Raw genomic sequence first — 16,495 nt, forward strand, 5'->3', positions numbered from 1 at the left:
ACGGCATAGGCACCCGAAACTTGAGCACAGAATGTGGGATCGCGCCCATGCGCCGGAGCGCATCCGGGAGCCCCAAAGAAAATGGGCCGGCTCTCGCGAGCCGGCCCATCGATCGATGCGACGTTCAGGTAATCAGACGCGCCGCTTTACTCCTTGTCGCCCTTCACCTGCGGCAGCGCCGACGTCTCGTTCGACGACAGCAGGCCCACCTGCGAGTAGATGCGCAGCTTGTCGCGCGTGTCGGTGATGTCGAGGTTGCGCATCGTCAGCTGGCCGATGCGGTCGCGCGGCGAGAACGTCGATGCGACCTTTTCCATCGACAGACGCTCGGGCTGATATGTGAGGTTCGGCGACTTCGTGCTGAGGATCGAGTAGTCGTTGCCGCGACGCAGCTCGACGGTCACTTCGCCGGTGATCGCGCGCGCGACCCAGCGCTGTGCGGTTTCGCGCAGCATGATCGCCTGCGGATCGAACCAGCGGCCCTGATACAGCAGACGGCCGAGGCGGCGGCCGTTCTCGCGGAACTGCTCGATCGTGTCTTCGTTGTGGATGCCGGTGACGAGACGCTCGTAAGCGATGTTGAGTAGCGCGAGGCCCGGGGCTTCATAGATGCCGCGGCTCTTCGCCTCGATGATGCGGTTCTCGATCTGGTCGCTCATGCCGAGACCGTGACGGCCGCCGATCCGGTTCGCTTCGAGCAGCAGCTCGACCGCGTTCGGGAACGTCTGGCCGTTCAGCGCGACCGGCTGGCCTTCCTCGAAGCGGACCGTCACTTCTTCCTTCGCGATCTGCACGTCGTCGCGCCAGAACGCGACGCCCATGATCGGGTTCACGATCTTGATGCCGGACTCGAGGCTTTCGAGATCCTTCGCTTCGTGCGTCGCGCCGAGCAGGTTCGAGTCGGTCGAATACGCCTTTTCGGCCGACATCTTGTAGTCGAAGCCCGACTGGCGCATGAATTCCGACATTTCAGAACGACCGCCCAGTTCGTCGATGAACAGCTGGTCGAGCCACGGCTTGTAGATCTTCAGGTCCGGGTTCACGAGCAGACCGTAGCGGTAGAAACGCTCGATGTCGTTACCCTTGTACGTGCTGCCGTCGCCCCAGATGTTGACGCCGTCATCCTTCATCGCGGCGACCAGCATCGTGCCGGTCACGGCGCGGCCGATCGGCGTTGTGTTGAAATAGGTGACGCCCGCCGTCGAGATATGAAACGCGCCGCACTGCAGCGCCGCGATGCCTTCCGCGACCAGCTGCGCCCGGCAGTCGATCAGGCGCGCGCCTTCGGCGCCATATTGCGTGGCGCGACGCGGGATCGAATCGTAATCGTCTTCGTCGGGCTGACCGAGGTTGGCCGTGTAGGCGTACGGCACGGCGCCCTTCTTGCGCATCCAGTGCAGCGCGGCGCTAGTGTCGAGGCCGCCGGAAAACGCGATACCGACCTTCTGGCCGATCGGAAGACTTTCAAGGATTGTACTCATAAGCAGTAGCGTTAAACTCGACGTACGGGGAGATTTTGGGGGTAACAGCTGAGTATCGGGCAAGCCTGGCGATCAGGCAAGTTACGCGGGAGTATACCGTGAACCGCCGTCCGGCCTTGGATTTTGCCGGTCGGCGCGGCCTCGCGCTGCAATCTCGCCGCGCCGAATTTCCGGATTAATTCACGCTGTATTTGCCGTAACGGGGGCGGATTTATTATCGTCTAAGGGTAGCATCGCGGGTTGCGTCAACGCACCGGCCGTTCACTCCGTTCGTCCCGTTCATTCCCCTTGCCCGCCGCCCATGACCACGACCACCCCGCGCCCCACGACGAACGCCTCGCTGGTCACCCACGTGCGGCTCGCCGACGGCACGCGCGCCGAGGTGTCGATCGTCGATGGCCGGATCGCCGCGCTCGGCGCCGCTCTGCCGCGCGAGCCCGGTGTGCCGGTCGAGGACGGCGGCGACGCGCTGCTGCTGCCCGGTTTCGTCGAAGGGCATACGCATCTGGACAAGACCAACTGGGGCTTGCGCTGGTATCGCAACGAAGTCGGGCCGAAGCTGACCGATCGCATCGAAAACGAGCGCCGCTGGCGCGCCGAAAGCGGCCACGACGCGGGCGCGCAATCGCTCGCGCTCGCGCGCGCGTTTCTGGCGGCCGGCACGACGCGCGTGCGCACGCACGTCGATATCGACACCGACGCGGGCCTGCGCCATCTCGACGGCGTGCTGGCCACGCGCGACACCCTGCGCGACGTGCTCGATCTGCAGATCGTCGCGTTTCCGCAATCGGGGCTGCTCGGCCGGCCCGGCACCGACGCGCTGCTCGATCGGGCGCTGGCCGCGGGCGCCGACGTGCTCGGCGCGCTCGATCCCGCGCTGATCGACGGCGATCCGGTGAAGTCGCTCGATCTGACGTTCGCGCTCGCCGAGCGTCATCGCAAGCCGCTCGACATTCATCTGCACGAACCCGGCGAGATCGGCGCGTTCACGCTCGGTCTGCTGCTCGATCGCGTCGCCGCGCACGGCATGCAGGGGCAGGTGGTGGTCAGTCACGCGTTCTGTCTCGGCGCGCTGCCCGAGCGCGAACGCGATGCGCTGCTCGCGCGTATCGCCGAGCTGCGCGTCGCGCTGTTGACGAGCGCGCCGCCGTCGGTGCCAGTGCCGCCGCTCACGGCTTGCCTCGCGCACGGCGTCACGCTGTTCGGCGGCAACGACGGGATTCGCGATACGTGGACGCCATACGGCTCGCCCGACATGCTGGAACGGGCGATGCTGATCGCGATGCGATACGGCCTGCGCCGCGACGACGATCTCGCGCTCGCGTTCGATTGCGTCAGCGGCACCGCCGCGCGCGCATGCGGATTCGAAGGCTATGGTTTGCAGCCGGGCGCACGCGCCGATCTCGTGCTGGTCGACGCCGACACGCTCGCGCATGCGCTCGTCGCGCGGCCGGCGCGCAAGCTGGTCATTGCGAACGGCCGCGTCGCCGCGCGCGACGGCGCGCTGGTCGCGCGGTAGTTCAGCCACGCCGTCCGCGACAACAAAGACGTTTTTTGGACTCGAATGATCAATCTTTTTCAGGCCATGCAGGCCTTCGTCAAGGTGGCCGATGTCGGCAGCTTCGCGCAGGCCGCCGGGCAACTGAACGTGTCGACGTCGGTCGTCACGCGTCATGTGTCGAGCCTCGAACAGCATCTCGGCATTCGCCTGTTTCAGCGCACCACGCGCAAGGTCGTGCTGACCGAGGCCGGCGCGCAATACGCGGACGGTTGCCGCGTGCTGCTCGCCGAACTGGAGGAAGTGGAGTCGCGCGCGACCACGGCCTCGCGCGACGTGACCGGCGACCTGCGCATCGTCGCGCTCGGCAGTTTTTCGCTGTTTCGGCTAACGCCGCTGTTCGCCGAATATCAGGCGCGCTTTCCGCAAGTCAACCTGCGCGTCACGCTGACGGAAAAACGGGTCGATCTGCTCGAAGGCGGCTTCGACGTCGGCATCGTGACCGAGCATATGATCCGCTCGGAGTCGCTGGTGGCGCGGCGTCTGATCAACTCGCACGCGGTGCCGGTGGCAGCGGGCGCGTATCTCGCGCAGGCCGGTCATCCGCAAACGCCGGCCGAACTGGACGGGCATCGGCTGATTGCCGCGCCGTTCGACACGACCGGCCCGATGTGGATCTTCCGCAAGGGTGACGGCGATGCCGAAAGCGCGAGCGAGGACGGCGACGACAGCGGCGAGAGCATCGCCATCGATGCATCGTTCACGGTCAACAGCATGATCATGCAGAAGCAGGCCGCGCTGGGCGCGATGGGCATCGCGCTGCTGCCGCTCGAAATGGTCGAGGACGAGTTGCGCGCCGGCACGCTGGTGCGCGTGCTCGACGGCTATGCGGTGCTCAATGGCGACGTGGCCGTGTCGCTGGTGTATCCGAGCCGCGAGTTCGTGCCGCGCAAGGTGCGCGAGTTCATCGATCTCGCGGTCGGTTTCTTCAAGTGACGCTTCAAGGCCGTTCGCCGCGCGCGAGCCGTGCGTCGATGTCGTACACGACCGGCATCAGATCCGCGACGCTGTCGATCACGTAATGCGCGCCCGCCGCCTTCAGCCTGGCCGTCGCGGCGTTGCGGCGCGCGGCGAATTCGTCGGCCGGCAACGCCTTCACCTCGGCCTCGCTCATGCCGAACGCGTTGCCGCTCACCGCGACGCCGACCGCCCACGTGCCGCCGTTGATGCCTTCCTCGATGCCGACCTCGGTGTCGTCGACCTTGATCGCCTCTTTCGCGCGCCACACGCCGAGCTGCGGCAGCGTCCGGTAGATCATGTACGGTGACGGCCGCCCTTCCGGCGTATCGCCGGTGCACACGATGCTGTCCGGCGCAAAGCCCTGCGCGGCCGCGCCCGGTACGATTTCGTCGATGATCTCGCGGGTATAGCCGGTCGTCGTGCCGATGCGGATATCGTTCTGACGCAAGGCGCTCGCGACTTCGGCGACGCCCGGGATCACCGCGCTGTAGCTCGCCGCGACCGCGATGTTCTTCGGCACGAACACGTCGTACACGGCGTCGATATCGGCGTCGGTCGGCGTATGGCCGTGGCGCTCGGCCCAAGCCTGCGCGACGCGCGGCAGTGCCATCAGCGCCGCGATATGCGGCCGCTTGGCCATGCCCATCGGGCCGCGCGCTTCGTCGATCGTGATCGGCACGCCGAACTGCTCGAAGGTCTCGACGAAGGCCGCCATCGGCGCGCGTGAACCGTAGTCGACCACCGTGCCGGCCCAATCGAAAATCACTGCCTTCACGTGTTTCATCTGCTTGAATCCCCAGGAATCCGAATGTATCGGGTTTGCTGTCGCGGCTCAGGCCGCCTGCGCGAGCGCCTTGCGTTCGTCGAGCGCGGCGGGCGGCGGCCCCGCGTGCGTGACGCCCATCGTGCGCAACGCTTGCGCGCAGGCATCGACCACGCGTCGCATCACCTGCTCGTCGACCTGACCGATGCAGCCGATGCGGAAACTGTCGACCACCGTCAGCTTGCCCGGATAGATGATGAAGCCCTGCTCCTTCATCAGTTCATAGAAGCGCGCGAACTCGAACGACGGATGCGCCGGCGAAAAAAACGTCACGATGATCGGCGAGCGCCAGCGCCCGTTGAGCAGCGGCTCGAAGCCAAGCTCGCGCATGCCGGCCACCAGCACGTCGCGATTGTTGGCGTAGCGCGCGAGCCGCGCGGGCTGCCCACCTTCGAGCTGGTGCAGACGCAGCGCCTCGAGGAACGCGGCCACCGTATGCGTGGGCGGCGTGAAGCGCCACTGGCCCGTGCGATTCATCACGTCCCATTGATCGTAGAGATCGAGCGCGAGCGAATGGCTGCGGCCTTTCGCCTCGCGCAGGGCGCTCTTGCGCGCGATCACGAAGCCGAAACCCGGCACGCCCTCGATGCACTTGTTCGCCGACGACACGAACGCCTCGCACGCGATCTGCCGCACGTCGAGCGGCACCGCGCCGAAGGCGCTCATCGAATCGATCAGCAGTTTGCGGCCCTGCCTGGCGACCGCGGCTGCAATCTCATCGAGCGGATTGAGAATGCCCGAGCTCGTTTCGCAATGGATCGCGACCACGTGCGTGATCGATGGATCGGCGGCAAGCATGCGCTCGACTTCGAGGCCGCGCGGCGGCAGGTAGTCGCCCTTGTCGAGCAGTGTGCAGGCGCGGCCGAGATAGCCAAGCGTGGTCGCCGCGCGCTTGCCGTACGCGCCGTTCGCGAGCACGAGCGCGTGGCCGTCGCGCGGAATCAGGCTGCCGAGCATCGCTTCGACGCAGTAGCTGCCGCTGCCCTGCAGCGGCACGCAGTCGTAGTCGCCCGCGGTGTCGCCGGCGATCGCCAGCACGCTCGCGCGCAACTCGGCGGTCATCGCGCGGAAGTCGCCGTCCCACGAGCCCCAGTCGCGCAGCATCGCCTGTTTCGTCGATAGTGCCGTGGTCAGCGGGCCCGGCGTCAGCAGATAAGGCTCGCCGCCAGCCGGCGCGGCGCAGGGTGTGGTGCAACGGGTCGATGTTGCCGCGGCTGCCACGGCCAATGTCGCCGCCGAACCGCCAATCGCGCTTTCCATGTCCGCAACTCCGCTATCGCTATGTCGATAGCTCACACGATACAGAAGCGTTGTCCATCGGTAAAATCGATATAATCGATGACGGTATCGCAAAAACTTATCTGCTGGCGAGGCACACGTGCAATACGCGCAATTGCGGGCGTTCCATGCGGTCGCGGAACATGGCGGCTTTTCGAAAGCGGCGCAGGCGTTGTCGCTGACACAGCCGGCGGTGTCGGATCACGTGCGGCGGCTCGAACAGGATTACGGCGTCAAGCTGTTCGAGCGCGGGCCGCGCGGCGTGGAGACGACTGAACTCGGGCTGCGCCTGTTCAGCGTGACACGGCATATGCTCAGTTGCGAGCGGGACGCGCGCCAACTGCTCGAATCGGCGGGCGGGCTGGAGTCGGGTTCGCTATCGCTCGCGGCCGATGCGCCCGATCTCGCCGTCGCGCTGATCGGCGCGTTTCGCCAGCGGCACCCGGGCATCGTCGTCACGCTGTCGATCGCCAATGCGGCAGAGTGCATGCAGCGCGTGCTGTCGAGCGCGGTCGACGCGGCGATCACGGCCGCGCCGCAGGTGCATAGCCGCTTGCAGTCGCGCGTGTTGCGGCGCGATCCGCTGGTCGCGATGGTGCCGGCGAGCTACCCGGCCTCGAAGAAGCGCCGGCTGAGTTACGCGGAGCTCGTCGAACAGCCGATGATCTTCCGCGAGCCGCAATCGGTCACCCAACAACTGCTCGAAATCGAGCTCGTGCGCGAGTCGTTGCAAGTCGAGCCGGTCATGTACGTGGATGGCCGCGAGGCGCTGGAGGAAGCGGTCGCGCAGGGAATCGGCGTCGGCGTCATTGCGCGCGCAGAGTTCAACGAGTCGCGGCGGATCCGGATGGTGTCGCTGCTCGATTGCCGCGTGCAGATGATCGAATCGCTGACGCGGCTCGCCGAGCGGCCGGGTTCGAATCTGCTCGACGCGTTTTTTGCGGTGGAGTTGCCGGGAGCCGAAACAGAGGTCTCGGGGGCCGATGTTCAACGCGCGTAGCTCGCGCGCCGTCGCTGCAAGGAGCGGCGTGGCCTTCATGCTGCCGGCCCCGCCGCCCGCGATCGCGCTCGAATTGTTCCGCGGGTTGCCACCAGCGTTGGCAACCCCTTCAGACTTAACGCGAGCCGCCGCTCGCGATCAGGCTCTCGCCCGTCAACCAGCGCGCGTCATCCGACGCGAGGAACGCGACGACATCCGCGATATCGTCGGGTTGGCCGATACGGCCGAGCGGCGTCGTGCTGACCACCCACGTTTCGAAGTCCGAGCCGATCACGCCGGCGCTGTGGGTGCCCTCGGTCTCGACCATGCCCGGATTCACCGAATTCACGCGGATCTTGCGCGGTCCGAGTTCCTTCGCGAGCACGCCGGTGATCGCATCGACCGCGCCCTTGGTCGCCGTGTAGACCACGGTGGTCGGCGGCGTGATGCGGCTCGCGACCGAGCTCACGTTGACGATGCTGCCGCCTTCGCCCAGATGCCTGGCCGCCGCCTGCGTCACGAGCAGCAGCCCGAGCACGTTGACATCGAAGTGCTTATGGAAGTGCGCTTCGGTGATCTCTTCGAGCGCCGCGAATTCATAGACACCCGAGTTGTTGACGAGAACGTCGAGCCGCCCGTACGTTTCGATCGCCGTATCGATAATGCCGTTCGCGTCCGCGGCCTTCGACACGTCACCGCCAACCGCGACCGCCTTGCCGCCCGCCGCCGTGATATCGGCGACCACCTTGTCGGCGCCCGCGCGGCTCGACGCATAGTTCACCACGACCGACGCGCCTTGCGCCGCCAATGCCTTCGCAATCGCCGCTCCGATGCCTTTCGATGCACCCGTTACAACCGCTACCTTGCCTGTGAGCTTGCTCATCATCGTGTCCTTTCAATGGTTCGCGCCGGCATGCCTCGCGAGGAGTCGCGGGGTCCACGCCAATAAAAGCCGGAAATGCAGTGGCGCTGTCACTGGTCGTTAATTTAGGCATGGCGCGAGGCCGGATAAAGCGGCTCGAGACGAATTGATACGCCGCTTCCGACGAACAATCGATTCGCATCAGACCTCGATGGCCAGGTTTACGCGTGGTTGACGACGATTGATGCTGTTTGGCTTGCGCCGCGGCGTCGGCGTCGGCGTCGCGCAAGCGCGCGCTGACCGACCGCAAGAGCGGCACGCAGCAGCAGAGACGTGCATCCGCACAAGACTCCTACGGGCAGACGCCACGATCAGGCGCTACACACTCAAAGCGCTTTTATTCACCGCGCTTTGGTTCGCTGCTGAGCAGCAGCGCGATGTGCGCGGCCACGCTCGCGAGCACCGCGAGCGCGCCGAGCGTATCGAGAATAATGGGCCACACGATCTCCCTCCTCCGCGATCCGCTGCTCCCAACGTCTTTTAAACGAATGCGCGCGCCACCGATTGAACGTCGGGGCCGAGCAGACAGATAAAGAACCAGCCACGAAAGCTCGCCGCACTGATACGCCCGCGCACGCGCTGACCGAGCTACCGCAACGGGCGTGCCGAGTACGATGCCCGCCAGCATCGGCCATAAGCGTTCGACGAGCGCGCGCACGCCCGATCCCGCAAACAGCTGCCACAGGTTGGTGACGGACGACGGCAACAGCATGCGCGAGCTGAATGCGCTGCCGCGCGCGGAAAAGGCGCTCGTGCGTCATCTGGCCGGTATTTAGCGGCGCTGTTGCTATCATTCGTTGCCCTCGCGCAGCGCCGCGGCGGCAGAGCCGTACCGCAACCGGCAGCGCCCAAGGCGCAGCAGACCAACGCAACACCAATCGCCGACGCATCACACCTCAGAGGCATGCATGGAATTTCGCCAACTTCGCTACTTCATCGCGGTCGCCGAGGAAATGAACATCACGCGGGCGGCCAATCGTCTGCATATGACACAGCCGCCGCTGTCGCGACAGATCCAGCAGATCGAGGAAAGTGTCGGCCTGCCGCTGTTCGAGCGCGGCTCGCGGCCGTTGCGGCTCACCGAAGCCGGCCGCATTTTCTACACGCAGGCGAAACGTCTGATCGATGAAGCCGACGAGCTCGCGCCGCTCACGCGCCGGCTCGCGCAACTCGCGGAACGCATCGTGATCGGTTTCGTACCGTCGACGCTGTATGGCGCGCTGCCCGCGGTGATCCGCTCGTTTCGCGAGGCCGCGCCGCACATCGAACTGTCGCTGATCGAGATGTTCACGATCGAGCAGTTGGCCGCGCTCAAAGGTGGCCGGATCGACGTCGGCTTCGGCAGGCTGCGCTTCGACGATGCGCAACTCGCGCGCGAAGTGCTGGTCGAGGAACGGATGATCGCCGCATTGCCGCAGGACCATCCCCTCGCGCGGCAAAAGAAGCCGCTGACGCTCGCCGCGCTCGCCGAGGAAACGCTGATCGTCTATCCGAGCACGCCGCGGCCGAGCTATGCGGACCAGCAGATCTCGGCAATGCACGATCAGGCGCTGGAGCCGAAAGCGATCCATGAAGTGCGGGAGTTGCAGACCGCGCTGGGGCTGGTCGCCGCGCAGGTCGGCGTGTGTCTCGTGCCGGAGAGCGTCGAGGGCTTGCGCGCGCATGGCGTCGCGTACCGGCCGATTCCGTCGGCAAGCGCCGCGTCGCCGATCATCATGAGCCGGCGCCTGCAGGACGAATCGCCGGCGACGATGCTGATGTGCTCGCTCGCGCGGCAGTTGTTCAAGCGCGTTTGAGCGCCGCGTGCGTGAGCACGGCGACGCGGCGCATCATACCGCGCTACTTCACATCGAACCCATAATCCCCATGCGTTCGATGTCCGTCCGACGCCACCGCGACCCAATGCACGGTGTAGCGCCCGGCCGCGAGCGCCGGCAGCGGCACCGTCATCACCGCGGGCTGCTGCACATCGACCGAGGACTTCTGCGTGCTGACCTGCTTGCCGCTCGCATCGGTGACGGTGAGCGAGCTGAACGCCGGTTCGAGCGGCCCGTCGAAGGTCACCTTGACCTGCGCGGGCGCGGCCACCGATGCGCCCGCGCCCGGCTCCTGCTTCTGCGGAAACACATGCGCGAACGCCGCGCTCACGAGCGTCACGCCGGCGATCAGTGCCGCCGCGCGCATCGCGTGATGTTTGAAGCTGTTGTTCATCGTCTTTCTCCTGTGCTACTTACGGGAACAGCGGCTTGCCGAGCGTGGTCGGCGCAATGTCGTCGAAGAACAGGTGCGCCTGCACCAGAATGCCGACGTGCGAGCCGCTCGCGCGGTTGATCGGAATCTGCGCCTCGACGCCGAACTGTCCATAGCGATTGATCCAGATAAAGCCCGGATTGACCGTGCCGGTCGTCTGACCCTGGCTGCGCGACAGCGGAATCTCGACGAGCGGAATCAGGTTCGCGAACGGCTGTGGCAAACCCGCGTCGTGCACATGCTGCTGCAGATACGGCAGGCTGTACTGCACGGTGAAGCCGTAGTTGAACGCGTTCGGCTGGCCCGCGCCGGTGGTGAGCGCGGAGGCCGCCTCGGCCGTGACCGCGACCGGGCGCAGATACGCGAGCGAAGCGGGCAGATCGCCCATGCCCTTGCCGATGTAGATGGTCGGCGAGATCGTCGAGAAGTTGTCGGCGATCGCGCGGCTGCCGGTGCCGCCTAGCTCCGCAGCGACGCCGATCGACGTCATCAGCTCGTGCGGCTCGTTCACGTACAGCAGGTACTTGAGGCCGACGCCGAAGTTGTTGAAGCCGGCCGCCCGCGGGTTGTTCTGCATCACGTACCCGCCGTCGATCGACACCGCCAGACGCGGCGTGATCAGCTTGTCGTACTCGAAGCTGAACGTGTTGATGCTCTGGTCGCCGTCGTCGCCGGGCACGCGCTGATGGCCGTACTCGAAGTTGGCTTCGTCGCCGACGCCGGGGTCGTCGACGGCGAGCGTCGAGGGGAACACGCGGTCGCCCGCGATCGCGTGCGCGTGCGCGATGGACGGCGCGGCGATGAGGCCTACGACGCCGCACGCGGCGTAAGCGGTGTAGGCGACATAGGTGGCGGCCGCGACGAGCGGCGCCGCGCGCGGCGGACGGCCGCCGCGCATTGCTGGTGTGTGCATCGGGTGCATCCTGTCTGATCGGTTGAGACGAGGCCGGCGCGCGTCGTCGAACGGACGCGCGCGAGCGGGCGCGATGCGGGTTCGCGCATCGCGTCGTAACGAAGTCGGATCAGCAGGCGGAAGGTGGGGCGCGTGGCTGCGCGAAGCTCAGCGGTTCGACGCGGCGCACGCTGTCGAAGCGCGCCGCGGCCGTATGCTGGCGCGCACGGACCGCGGCGACGAACAGCATGCCGACGCTCGGCATCACTGGCAGATGCGCGAGCAGGCTGCAATAGCCGCAGGCATCGCCGGACATCTGGGCGTGCTTTGCGCCGGCATGGCTGGCAGGCGTAGCGGAATCATCGGAGTCGTCAGGCCGGTTGGCGGTGGCCTGGGTGGTGTCGGGCGTGTCGTCCTGCATCCGCATGCCTGGCATCGACGCCGTGTCGTCCATCGACGTCATCTGGCAATGCCCGCCCATCATCGCGTCGGCGCGATCGTGAGCGGCGAGCGTTTGCGAGATGGTCGGCGCGAGCGTCGTCAGCAGGATCGCGAGCAATCCCAGCCAACTGCCGATCTTCCGATGCCAACGATTCATCATGCGTTCAGCGCCACGCCGCGAGTTTTTGCAGTCCACTACTGCCAGACCGCGATTTGCGGCAAATTATGCCATGTACGTCGTTATTCTTCGGCTGTGGGTGGCAGGCTTCGTCGACCGCCGCGCGCCCGGTCAATAAAGCGAACCGTCGACGGCAAAGCCGCCCCGCACAGGCGACAATGCCTTCACCTGGCTTCCCGCACGGAGTCTTCATGAAAGCGCAGCGTCCGCGGCCTCCGCACTTTCCCGCCGAACCTACGCGCGCCGAATGGCGCGAGCACCTGCTGCCCTACTTCATCACGGCGCTGTTGATCGCGTTCGCGATCGTGCTGATCGTCTGGATCGCCAATCCGGCGCCGCCGCGCACGATCACGATCAGCGCCGGCCCGCGCGACAGCTCGTTCGTCGTCACCGCGAACCAGTACCGCAAGATCCTCGCGCGCAACGGCATCCGCCTGAACGTGCTCGAATCCGAAGGTTCCGTGCAGAACCTGCAGCGGCTGCTGGATCCGAAGCAGCACGTCGATATCGCTCTCGTGCAGGGCGGGGTGGCCGAAGGGCTCGATACTTCGTCGCTGGTGTCGCTCGGCAGCGTGTTCTATGTGCCGATCGTCGTGTTCTATCGCGGCGCGGCGCTCACCCAACTGGCGCAGCTCGAAGGCAAGCGGATCGCAGTCGGCCGCGAAGGCAGCGGCACGCGGCTGCTCGCGCTGCAACTGCTCGCGGCGAACGGCATCGAGCCCGGCGGCGCCACGACGCTAGTGCCGAGCGACGGCCTGCAGGCCGCCACGCAGCTGGTTGCAGGCGAGGTCGACGCGGCGATTCTGAGCGGCGATTCCGCCACGCGCGGCCTGATGCTGCGGCTGTTGCGCGTACCCGGCATCTCGGTGATGAATTTCGACGAAGCGAGCGCCTATACACGCGTCTTTCCGTTTCTCGACCAGATCGACTTGCCGCCCGGCGTGCTCGATCTGAAGCGGCGCATTCCGCCCGAGACCGTTCACCTGATTAGTCCGACGGTCGAACTCGTCGCGCGCAGCACGCTGCATCCGGCGATTTCGGACCTATTGATCGAGGCGGCGCAGGAAGTGCACGGCGCCGCGGGCCTGTTGCAGCGCGCCGGCCAGTTCCCGACCCCGGTCGAGCACGAATATCCGATCAGCGAAGACGCGCAGCGCTATTACCGGACCGGCAAGGGCTTTTTATATCGGACGCTGCCTTTCTGGCTCGCGAGCATCGGCGATCGTACGCTCGTCCTGCTGTTGCCGATCGCCGTGCTGCTGTTGCCCGCCATGCGCGTGATTCCGGCGCTGTACCGGTGGCGGGTGCGCTCGCGCATCTATCGTTATTACGGTTCGCTGATCGCGATCGAGCGGCACGCGCTCGCCGGCGCAACCGACGAGGAGCGCACGCAGCTACTGGGGCAACTGGATGAGATCGAGGCGGCGCTGAGCCACCTGCGCATGCCGCTTGCGTATGCGGATGCGTTTTACGTGCTGCGCGAGCATGTGGGATTCGTGCGCAGCCGGTTGACGGCTGCGCCGCCCGTCATGGCCTCGTGATCGAGGCCATGACGGGCTGTGCCAAGGTTAGGCTTGGGAGGGGGGCGAGGCGGGAGCGGTGGCTTGCGGTTCGTGTTGCGCGCTGGTCTGCGCCTGGGTGTCCGCGCTCCCGGCGACATCCGCCGCTACGGCTTCCGGCGACGCAGCAGCGACATCCGCCTGGCGGGCCGCTTGTTCCGCGACTGCCGCTACCGCTGCTTCGGCATGTGACGCTTCAGCGGCCGCGCCCTCGGCCGGCGTACCTGCATCGGTCGGCGCATTCGCGCTTGCCGTCGCGGTGGCGGCCTTCTGCGCGCCCTTCGCCGCGCGATGCGCAAGCAGGCGCTGAGCACCCGCCGCTTCCTGCGCCGTAACCTTGCCGGCTTCGACGCCCGCCAGGTCGACGCGCGCCGCGCCTTCGACGAGGCTCTTCCAGTAGCGCCCGCCACGGCACCATGTTTTGATCGCGTCGCGCAGTTCGGCTTCGCTCAGCGACAGCTCCTTCGCATGCCCGACGAGGTCTTCGAAAATGCCGATCTTCAGCGGCAGCTTCGGGGCCGGATTCTTCGGGAAAGCAACCGGAAAACGTTTTTGCAGACGACCGATCGAGCGCACCACCGGGTCCACCGGCTTGGCGTCCACCGCCGGCTTGACGGGCGCGGCGTGGCGCGCCGGCTGCGGGCGGCCGGCTCGCGGGCCCGGCTTGCCGTCCGGGCGAGCGCCGGCCTTTGCGGCCGGCTTCGCGCCGGGCCGGCCACCGGGCTTCGTGCCCGGATTGGCGCCACGCTCGGCATGTGAACCAGGATGTGCCGCTGAATTTGAAGCGGGCTTGCCAGCGGACTTCGAAGCGGGGCGCGCGGCCGATTTGCGATCGGGCTTGCCGGCGGACTCTGCGGCGGCGCGCGCCGCGGCCAGTTGCTTCTTCAGTTCAGCGAGTTGTTCGAAACCCATAGTGCACAACCAATCTGTCGATCTGTAAAAATGAGATTGTAGCAGCGTGCGCCCACGTGCTTGTGACAACCCGAGCCGCAGTGACGATCGTCAATTCGCGGCCGTGACGGGCGCGTGGGCGGCGGGCGCGCGCAGCCCCGTGACCGACACCCGCAAACCGGGCCCCCCGACATTGTTGCTCAGCGACAGGCCGAGTTGATGCCTCTCGGCGATCCGCGCGACGATCGCGAGACCGAGCCCGCTGCCCTCGCCCTTCGACTCCTCGCCGCGATAGAAAGGGTCGAACACGCGTTCGAGTTCCGCCTCCGGAATTCCCGAGCCGCTGTCGACGACCTCGAAGCCCACGCGCTCGCCCGTGCGTCGCAGCACCACGTCGACACGGCCGCCCGGCGGCGTATGACGGATTGCGTTATTGATCAGGTTCCCTAACAACACACTGATACTGTGCGGCTCCGCGAGCACCGTATAGGCGTCGTTCGGTGTGCGCGCGTGTTCGCATTCGAGGCCGAGATCGATCTCGCGCAACTCCGCGAGCACGGAACAATCGCTGACCGCCTGCTCGCCGATGCGGCGCAGGCTGACCGGCACCGTCGACGTGACCGGCTGCGCGTCTTCGCGCGCGAGCGTCAGCAGTTGCTGCACGAGGTGGATGATCCGGTTCACCCGATTTTCGACGCGCTCGAGCGTCTGCCCCTCGCCCCTCAGCGATCCATCGCGCGACGCCGCCTGCAGTTGCAGCTTCAGCGCCGCGAGCGGCGAGCGCAACTCGTGCGCGGCATCGGCGATGAACGTGCGCTGCGCCTGCGACGCCGTATGCAACCGTTGCAGCAGATCGTTCAGCGCTTCGACGAGCGGCCGGATTTCGACCGGCAGGTTGCCGTCGAGCCGCAGCGGTTCGAGCGAATCGATCGAACGCGTCGCGAGCGCGCGCGACAGCCCGCCGATCGGCGCGAGCCCGCGCGCGACCACCAGCAGCACCAGCGCGATCGTCACCGGCAGCAGCACGCCGAGCGGCCACAGCGTGTGCAGCGCGAGATGCAACGCGAGTTCTTCGCGCACCGAGACCGGTTGCGCGACCTGCACATAGCGGTCTGTCTGCGCGACGCCGAAGATGCGCCAGTGGTGTTCGCCGCGCGGCACTGTGTGAAAGCCCGGCGGCAGACGCTCGAACACCGGCGCCCGCGCGGAGTGATAGACGAGCGTACCGCTGCGGTCCCAGATTTCGATGACGATGCGGTCGTCGGCGAGATCGCCGAGGTCGGGGTCGCGACGCTCGCGGCTGCCCACGCCGCTCAGCGCCGACGGCAGCGACAGCGCGACGGTGCGCAGTTCGTAGTCGAAGAGTTCGCTCGCCTCGCGCCGCGCGGTATGGAAGATCGCGAAAGCCGCGACCATCGACGCCGCCGCCATGCCGAAGATCAGCCAGCCGAGCAGCCAGCGGCGAATCGACGTCATCCGCACCTCTTCAGGCGGTAGCCGACCCCGCGCACGGTCACGACCTGGTCCGCGCCGATCTTGCGCCGCAGACTGTGCACATGCACTTCGATCGTATTGCTGCCGACTTCCTCGCCCCAGCCGTACAGCTTTTCTTCGAGCTCGGCCTTCGTGAACACGCGGGTCGGCTCCTCGATTAGCGCCTGCAGCAACGCGAATTCGCGTGGCACCAGCGGCAGCGGCACGCCGTCCCTGGTGACTTCATGCGCGGCGGGGTCGAGCGTCAGTTCGCCGTGGCTGTAGACTGGCTGCTTCTGCCCGGTGCGTCGGCGCAGCAGCGCGCGAATGCGCGCGGCCAGTTCGTCGAGATCGAACGGCTTGATCAGGTAGTCGTCGGCGCCGGCGTCGAGACCGCGGATGCGCTCGTCGACCGCGTCGCGCGCGGTCAGGATGATCACGGGCGCCGCGCCGCCGTTGCGGCGATACGCGTTCAGCACGTCGATGCCGTCTTTTTTCGGCAGGCCGAGGTCGAGCAGCACGAGGTCGTACACGCCGTTATCGAGCGACAGTTCCGCCGCGCGACCGTCCTCGGCCCAGTCGATCGCATAGCCGGCGCGGCGCATCGCGCCCAGCACCGATTCTGCGATCATGTCGTCGTCTTCGACCAGTAGCAGGCGCATGGCCTCTCCTCTCCTTCGTGCGGTTTTGGCCGCCGCATTATCGGCCGCGGCAGCTTAACGAACCCTTACGAGGTACTGATGACGCGTCGATTTCGCACGGCGCGGGTCGCGCGATTTGACGTTAAGCCTGTCTTAAGCGCGCGCTGCG

Annotated in this window: 16 protein-coding genes; 6 read left to right on the forward strand and 10 right to left on the reverse strand. The window is 66.7% G+C overall.

The features are described 5' to 3' along the window. Positions 1-146: 146 nt before the first annotated feature. Positions 147-1,481, reverse strand: coding sequence for an argininosuccinate synthase (gene argG / locus OKW28_RS26160; protein WP_429450058.1), 1,335 nt, complete (start codon positions 1,479-1,481; stop codon positions 147-149). A 301-nt stretch (positions 1,482-1,782) separates the two neighbouring features. On the opposite strand from argG, the gene OKW28_RS26165 reads away from it, so the two are divergent. After that, entirely contained in the window at positions 1,783-3,000 is a 1,218-nt protein-coding gene (locus OKW28_RS26165; RefSeq protein ID WP_429450060.1) for an amidohydrolase family protein, read from the forward strand. A 45-nt stretch (positions 3,001-3,045) separates the two neighbouring features. Further along, positions 3,046-3,975, forward strand: a complete 930-nt coding sequence (locus OKW28_RS26170; RefSeq protein ID WP_429450062.1) for a LysR substrate-binding domain-containing protein — start codon at positions 3,046-3,048, stop codon at positions 3,973-3,975. Positions 3,976-3,979: 4 nt separating this feature from the next. Here the strand turns inward: OKW28_RS26170 and phnX are convergent, their stop codons facing one another. Both phnX and OKW28_RS26180 read right to left on the reverse strand, forming a co-directional pair. Beyond that, positions 3,980-4,783: a phosphonoacetaldehyde hydrolase gene (phnX, locus tag OKW28_RS26175; RefSeq protein ID WP_429450064.1), complete on the reverse strand. Its 804-nt coding sequence runs from the start codon at positions 4,781-4,783 to the stop codon at positions 3,980-3,982. 48 nt (positions 4,784-4,831) lie between these two features. Next, positions 4,832-6,082, reverse strand: coding sequence for a 2-aminoethylphosphonate--pyruvate transaminase (locus tag OKW28_RS26180; RefSeq protein ID WP_429450066.1), 1,251 nt, complete (start codon positions 6,080-6,082; stop codon positions 4,832-4,834). 118 nt (positions 6,083-6,200) lie between these two features. Between OKW28_RS26180 and OKW28_RS26185 the strand changes: the two genes are divergently transcribed. Beyond that, the gene (locus OKW28_RS26185) at positions 6,201-7,100 is read left to right on the forward strand and encodes a LysR substrate-binding domain-containing protein (RefSeq protein ID WP_429450069.1); all 900 of its coding nucleotides are present in this window, start codon (positions 6,201-6,203) and stop codon (positions 7,098-7,100) included. A 115-nt stretch (positions 7,101-7,215) separates the two neighbouring features. On the opposite strand, the gene OKW28_RS26190 is transcribed toward OKW28_RS26185, so the two are convergent. Next, positions 7,216-7,962 (reverse strand): glucose 1-dehydrogenase, encoded by a 747-nt coding sequence (locus OKW28_RS26190; protein ID WP_429450071.1) that lies wholly within the window; start codon positions 7,960-7,962, stop codon positions 7,216-7,218. Between the two features lie 653 nt (positions 7,963-8,615). Here OKW28_RS26190 and OKW28_RS26195 point away from each other — a divergent pair. Then, positions 8,616-8,777, forward strand: a complete 162-nt coding sequence (locus OKW28_RS26195; protein WP_429450073.1) for a hypothetical protein — start codon at positions 8,616-8,618, stop codon at positions 8,775-8,777. A 132-nt stretch (positions 8,778-8,909) separates the two neighbouring features. Beyond that, positions 8,910-9,797: a LysR family transcriptional regulator gene (locus OKW28_RS26200; RefSeq protein WP_429293116.1), complete on the forward strand. Its 888-nt coding sequence runs from the start codon at positions 8,910-8,912 to the stop codon at positions 9,795-9,797. 43 nt (positions 9,798-9,840) lie between these two features. Here OKW28_RS26200 and OKW28_RS26205 read toward each other — a convergent pair whose 3' ends face one another. The 3 genes from OKW28_RS26205 to OKW28_RS26215 form a co-directional block, all read right to left on the reverse strand. Continuing rightward, a complete protein-coding gene (locus tag OKW28_RS26205; protein ID WP_429450076.1) occupies positions 9,841-10,212 on the reverse strand; it encodes a copper resistance CopC family protein in 372 nt (123 codons plus the stop codon). A gap of 19 nt (positions 10,213-10,231) precedes the next feature. Next, on the reverse strand, positions 10,232-11,164 hold the full coding sequence (locus OKW28_RS26210) for a hypothetical protein (RefSeq protein WP_429450078.1): 933 nt from the start codon (positions 11,162-11,164) through the stop codon (positions 10,232-10,234). 109 nt (positions 11,165-11,273) lie between these two features. After that, complete coding sequence (locus OKW28_RS26215) at positions 11,274-11,744, reverse strand: DUF2946 domain-containing protein (protein WP_429450080.1); 471 nt, start codon at positions 11,742-11,744, stop codon at positions 11,274-11,276. A 209-nt stretch (positions 11,745-11,953) separates the two neighbouring features. On the opposite strand from OKW28_RS26215, the gene OKW28_RS26220 reads away from it, so the two are divergent. Continuing rightward, positions 11,954-13,303 carry a TAXI family TRAP transporter solute-binding subunit gene (locus OKW28_RS26220; RefSeq protein WP_429450082.1) on the forward strand — a complete coding sequence of 450 codons (1,350 nt, stop codon included), beginning with the start codon at positions 11,954-11,956 and terminating at the stop codon, positions 13,301-13,303. Between the two features lie 27 nt (positions 13,304-13,330). On the opposite strand, the gene OKW28_RS26225 is transcribed toward OKW28_RS26220, so the two are convergent. The 3 genes from OKW28_RS26225 to OKW28_RS26235 form a co-directional block, all read right to left on the reverse strand. Continuing rightward, positions 13,331-14,233 carry a ProQ/FinO family protein gene (locus OKW28_RS26225; protein ID WP_429450084.1) on the reverse strand — a complete coding sequence of 301 codons (903 nt, stop codon included), beginning with the start codon at positions 14,231-14,233 and terminating at the stop codon, positions 13,331-13,333. A gap of 90 nt (positions 14,234-14,323) precedes the next feature. Then, positions 14,324-15,688 (reverse strand): ATP-binding protein, encoded by a 1,365-nt coding sequence (locus OKW28_RS26230; RefSeq protein WP_429450085.1) that lies wholly within the window; start codon positions 15,686-15,688, stop codon positions 14,324-14,326. Next, positions 15,685-16,347: a response regulator gene (locus tag OKW28_RS26235; RefSeq protein ID WP_429450087.1), complete on the reverse strand. Its 663-nt coding sequence runs from the start codon at positions 16,345-16,347 to the stop codon at positions 15,685-15,687. The genes OKW28_RS26230 and OKW28_RS26235 overlap by 4 nt, the downstream gene beginning before the upstream one ends. Positions 16,348-16,495 lie beyond the last annotated feature (148 nt).

Source organism: Paraburkholderia sp. 40 (assembly GCF_050434105.1).
Lineage (GTDB): Bacteria > Pseudomonadota > Gammaproteobacteria > Burkholderiales > Burkholderiaceae > Paraburkholderia > Paraburkholderia tuberum.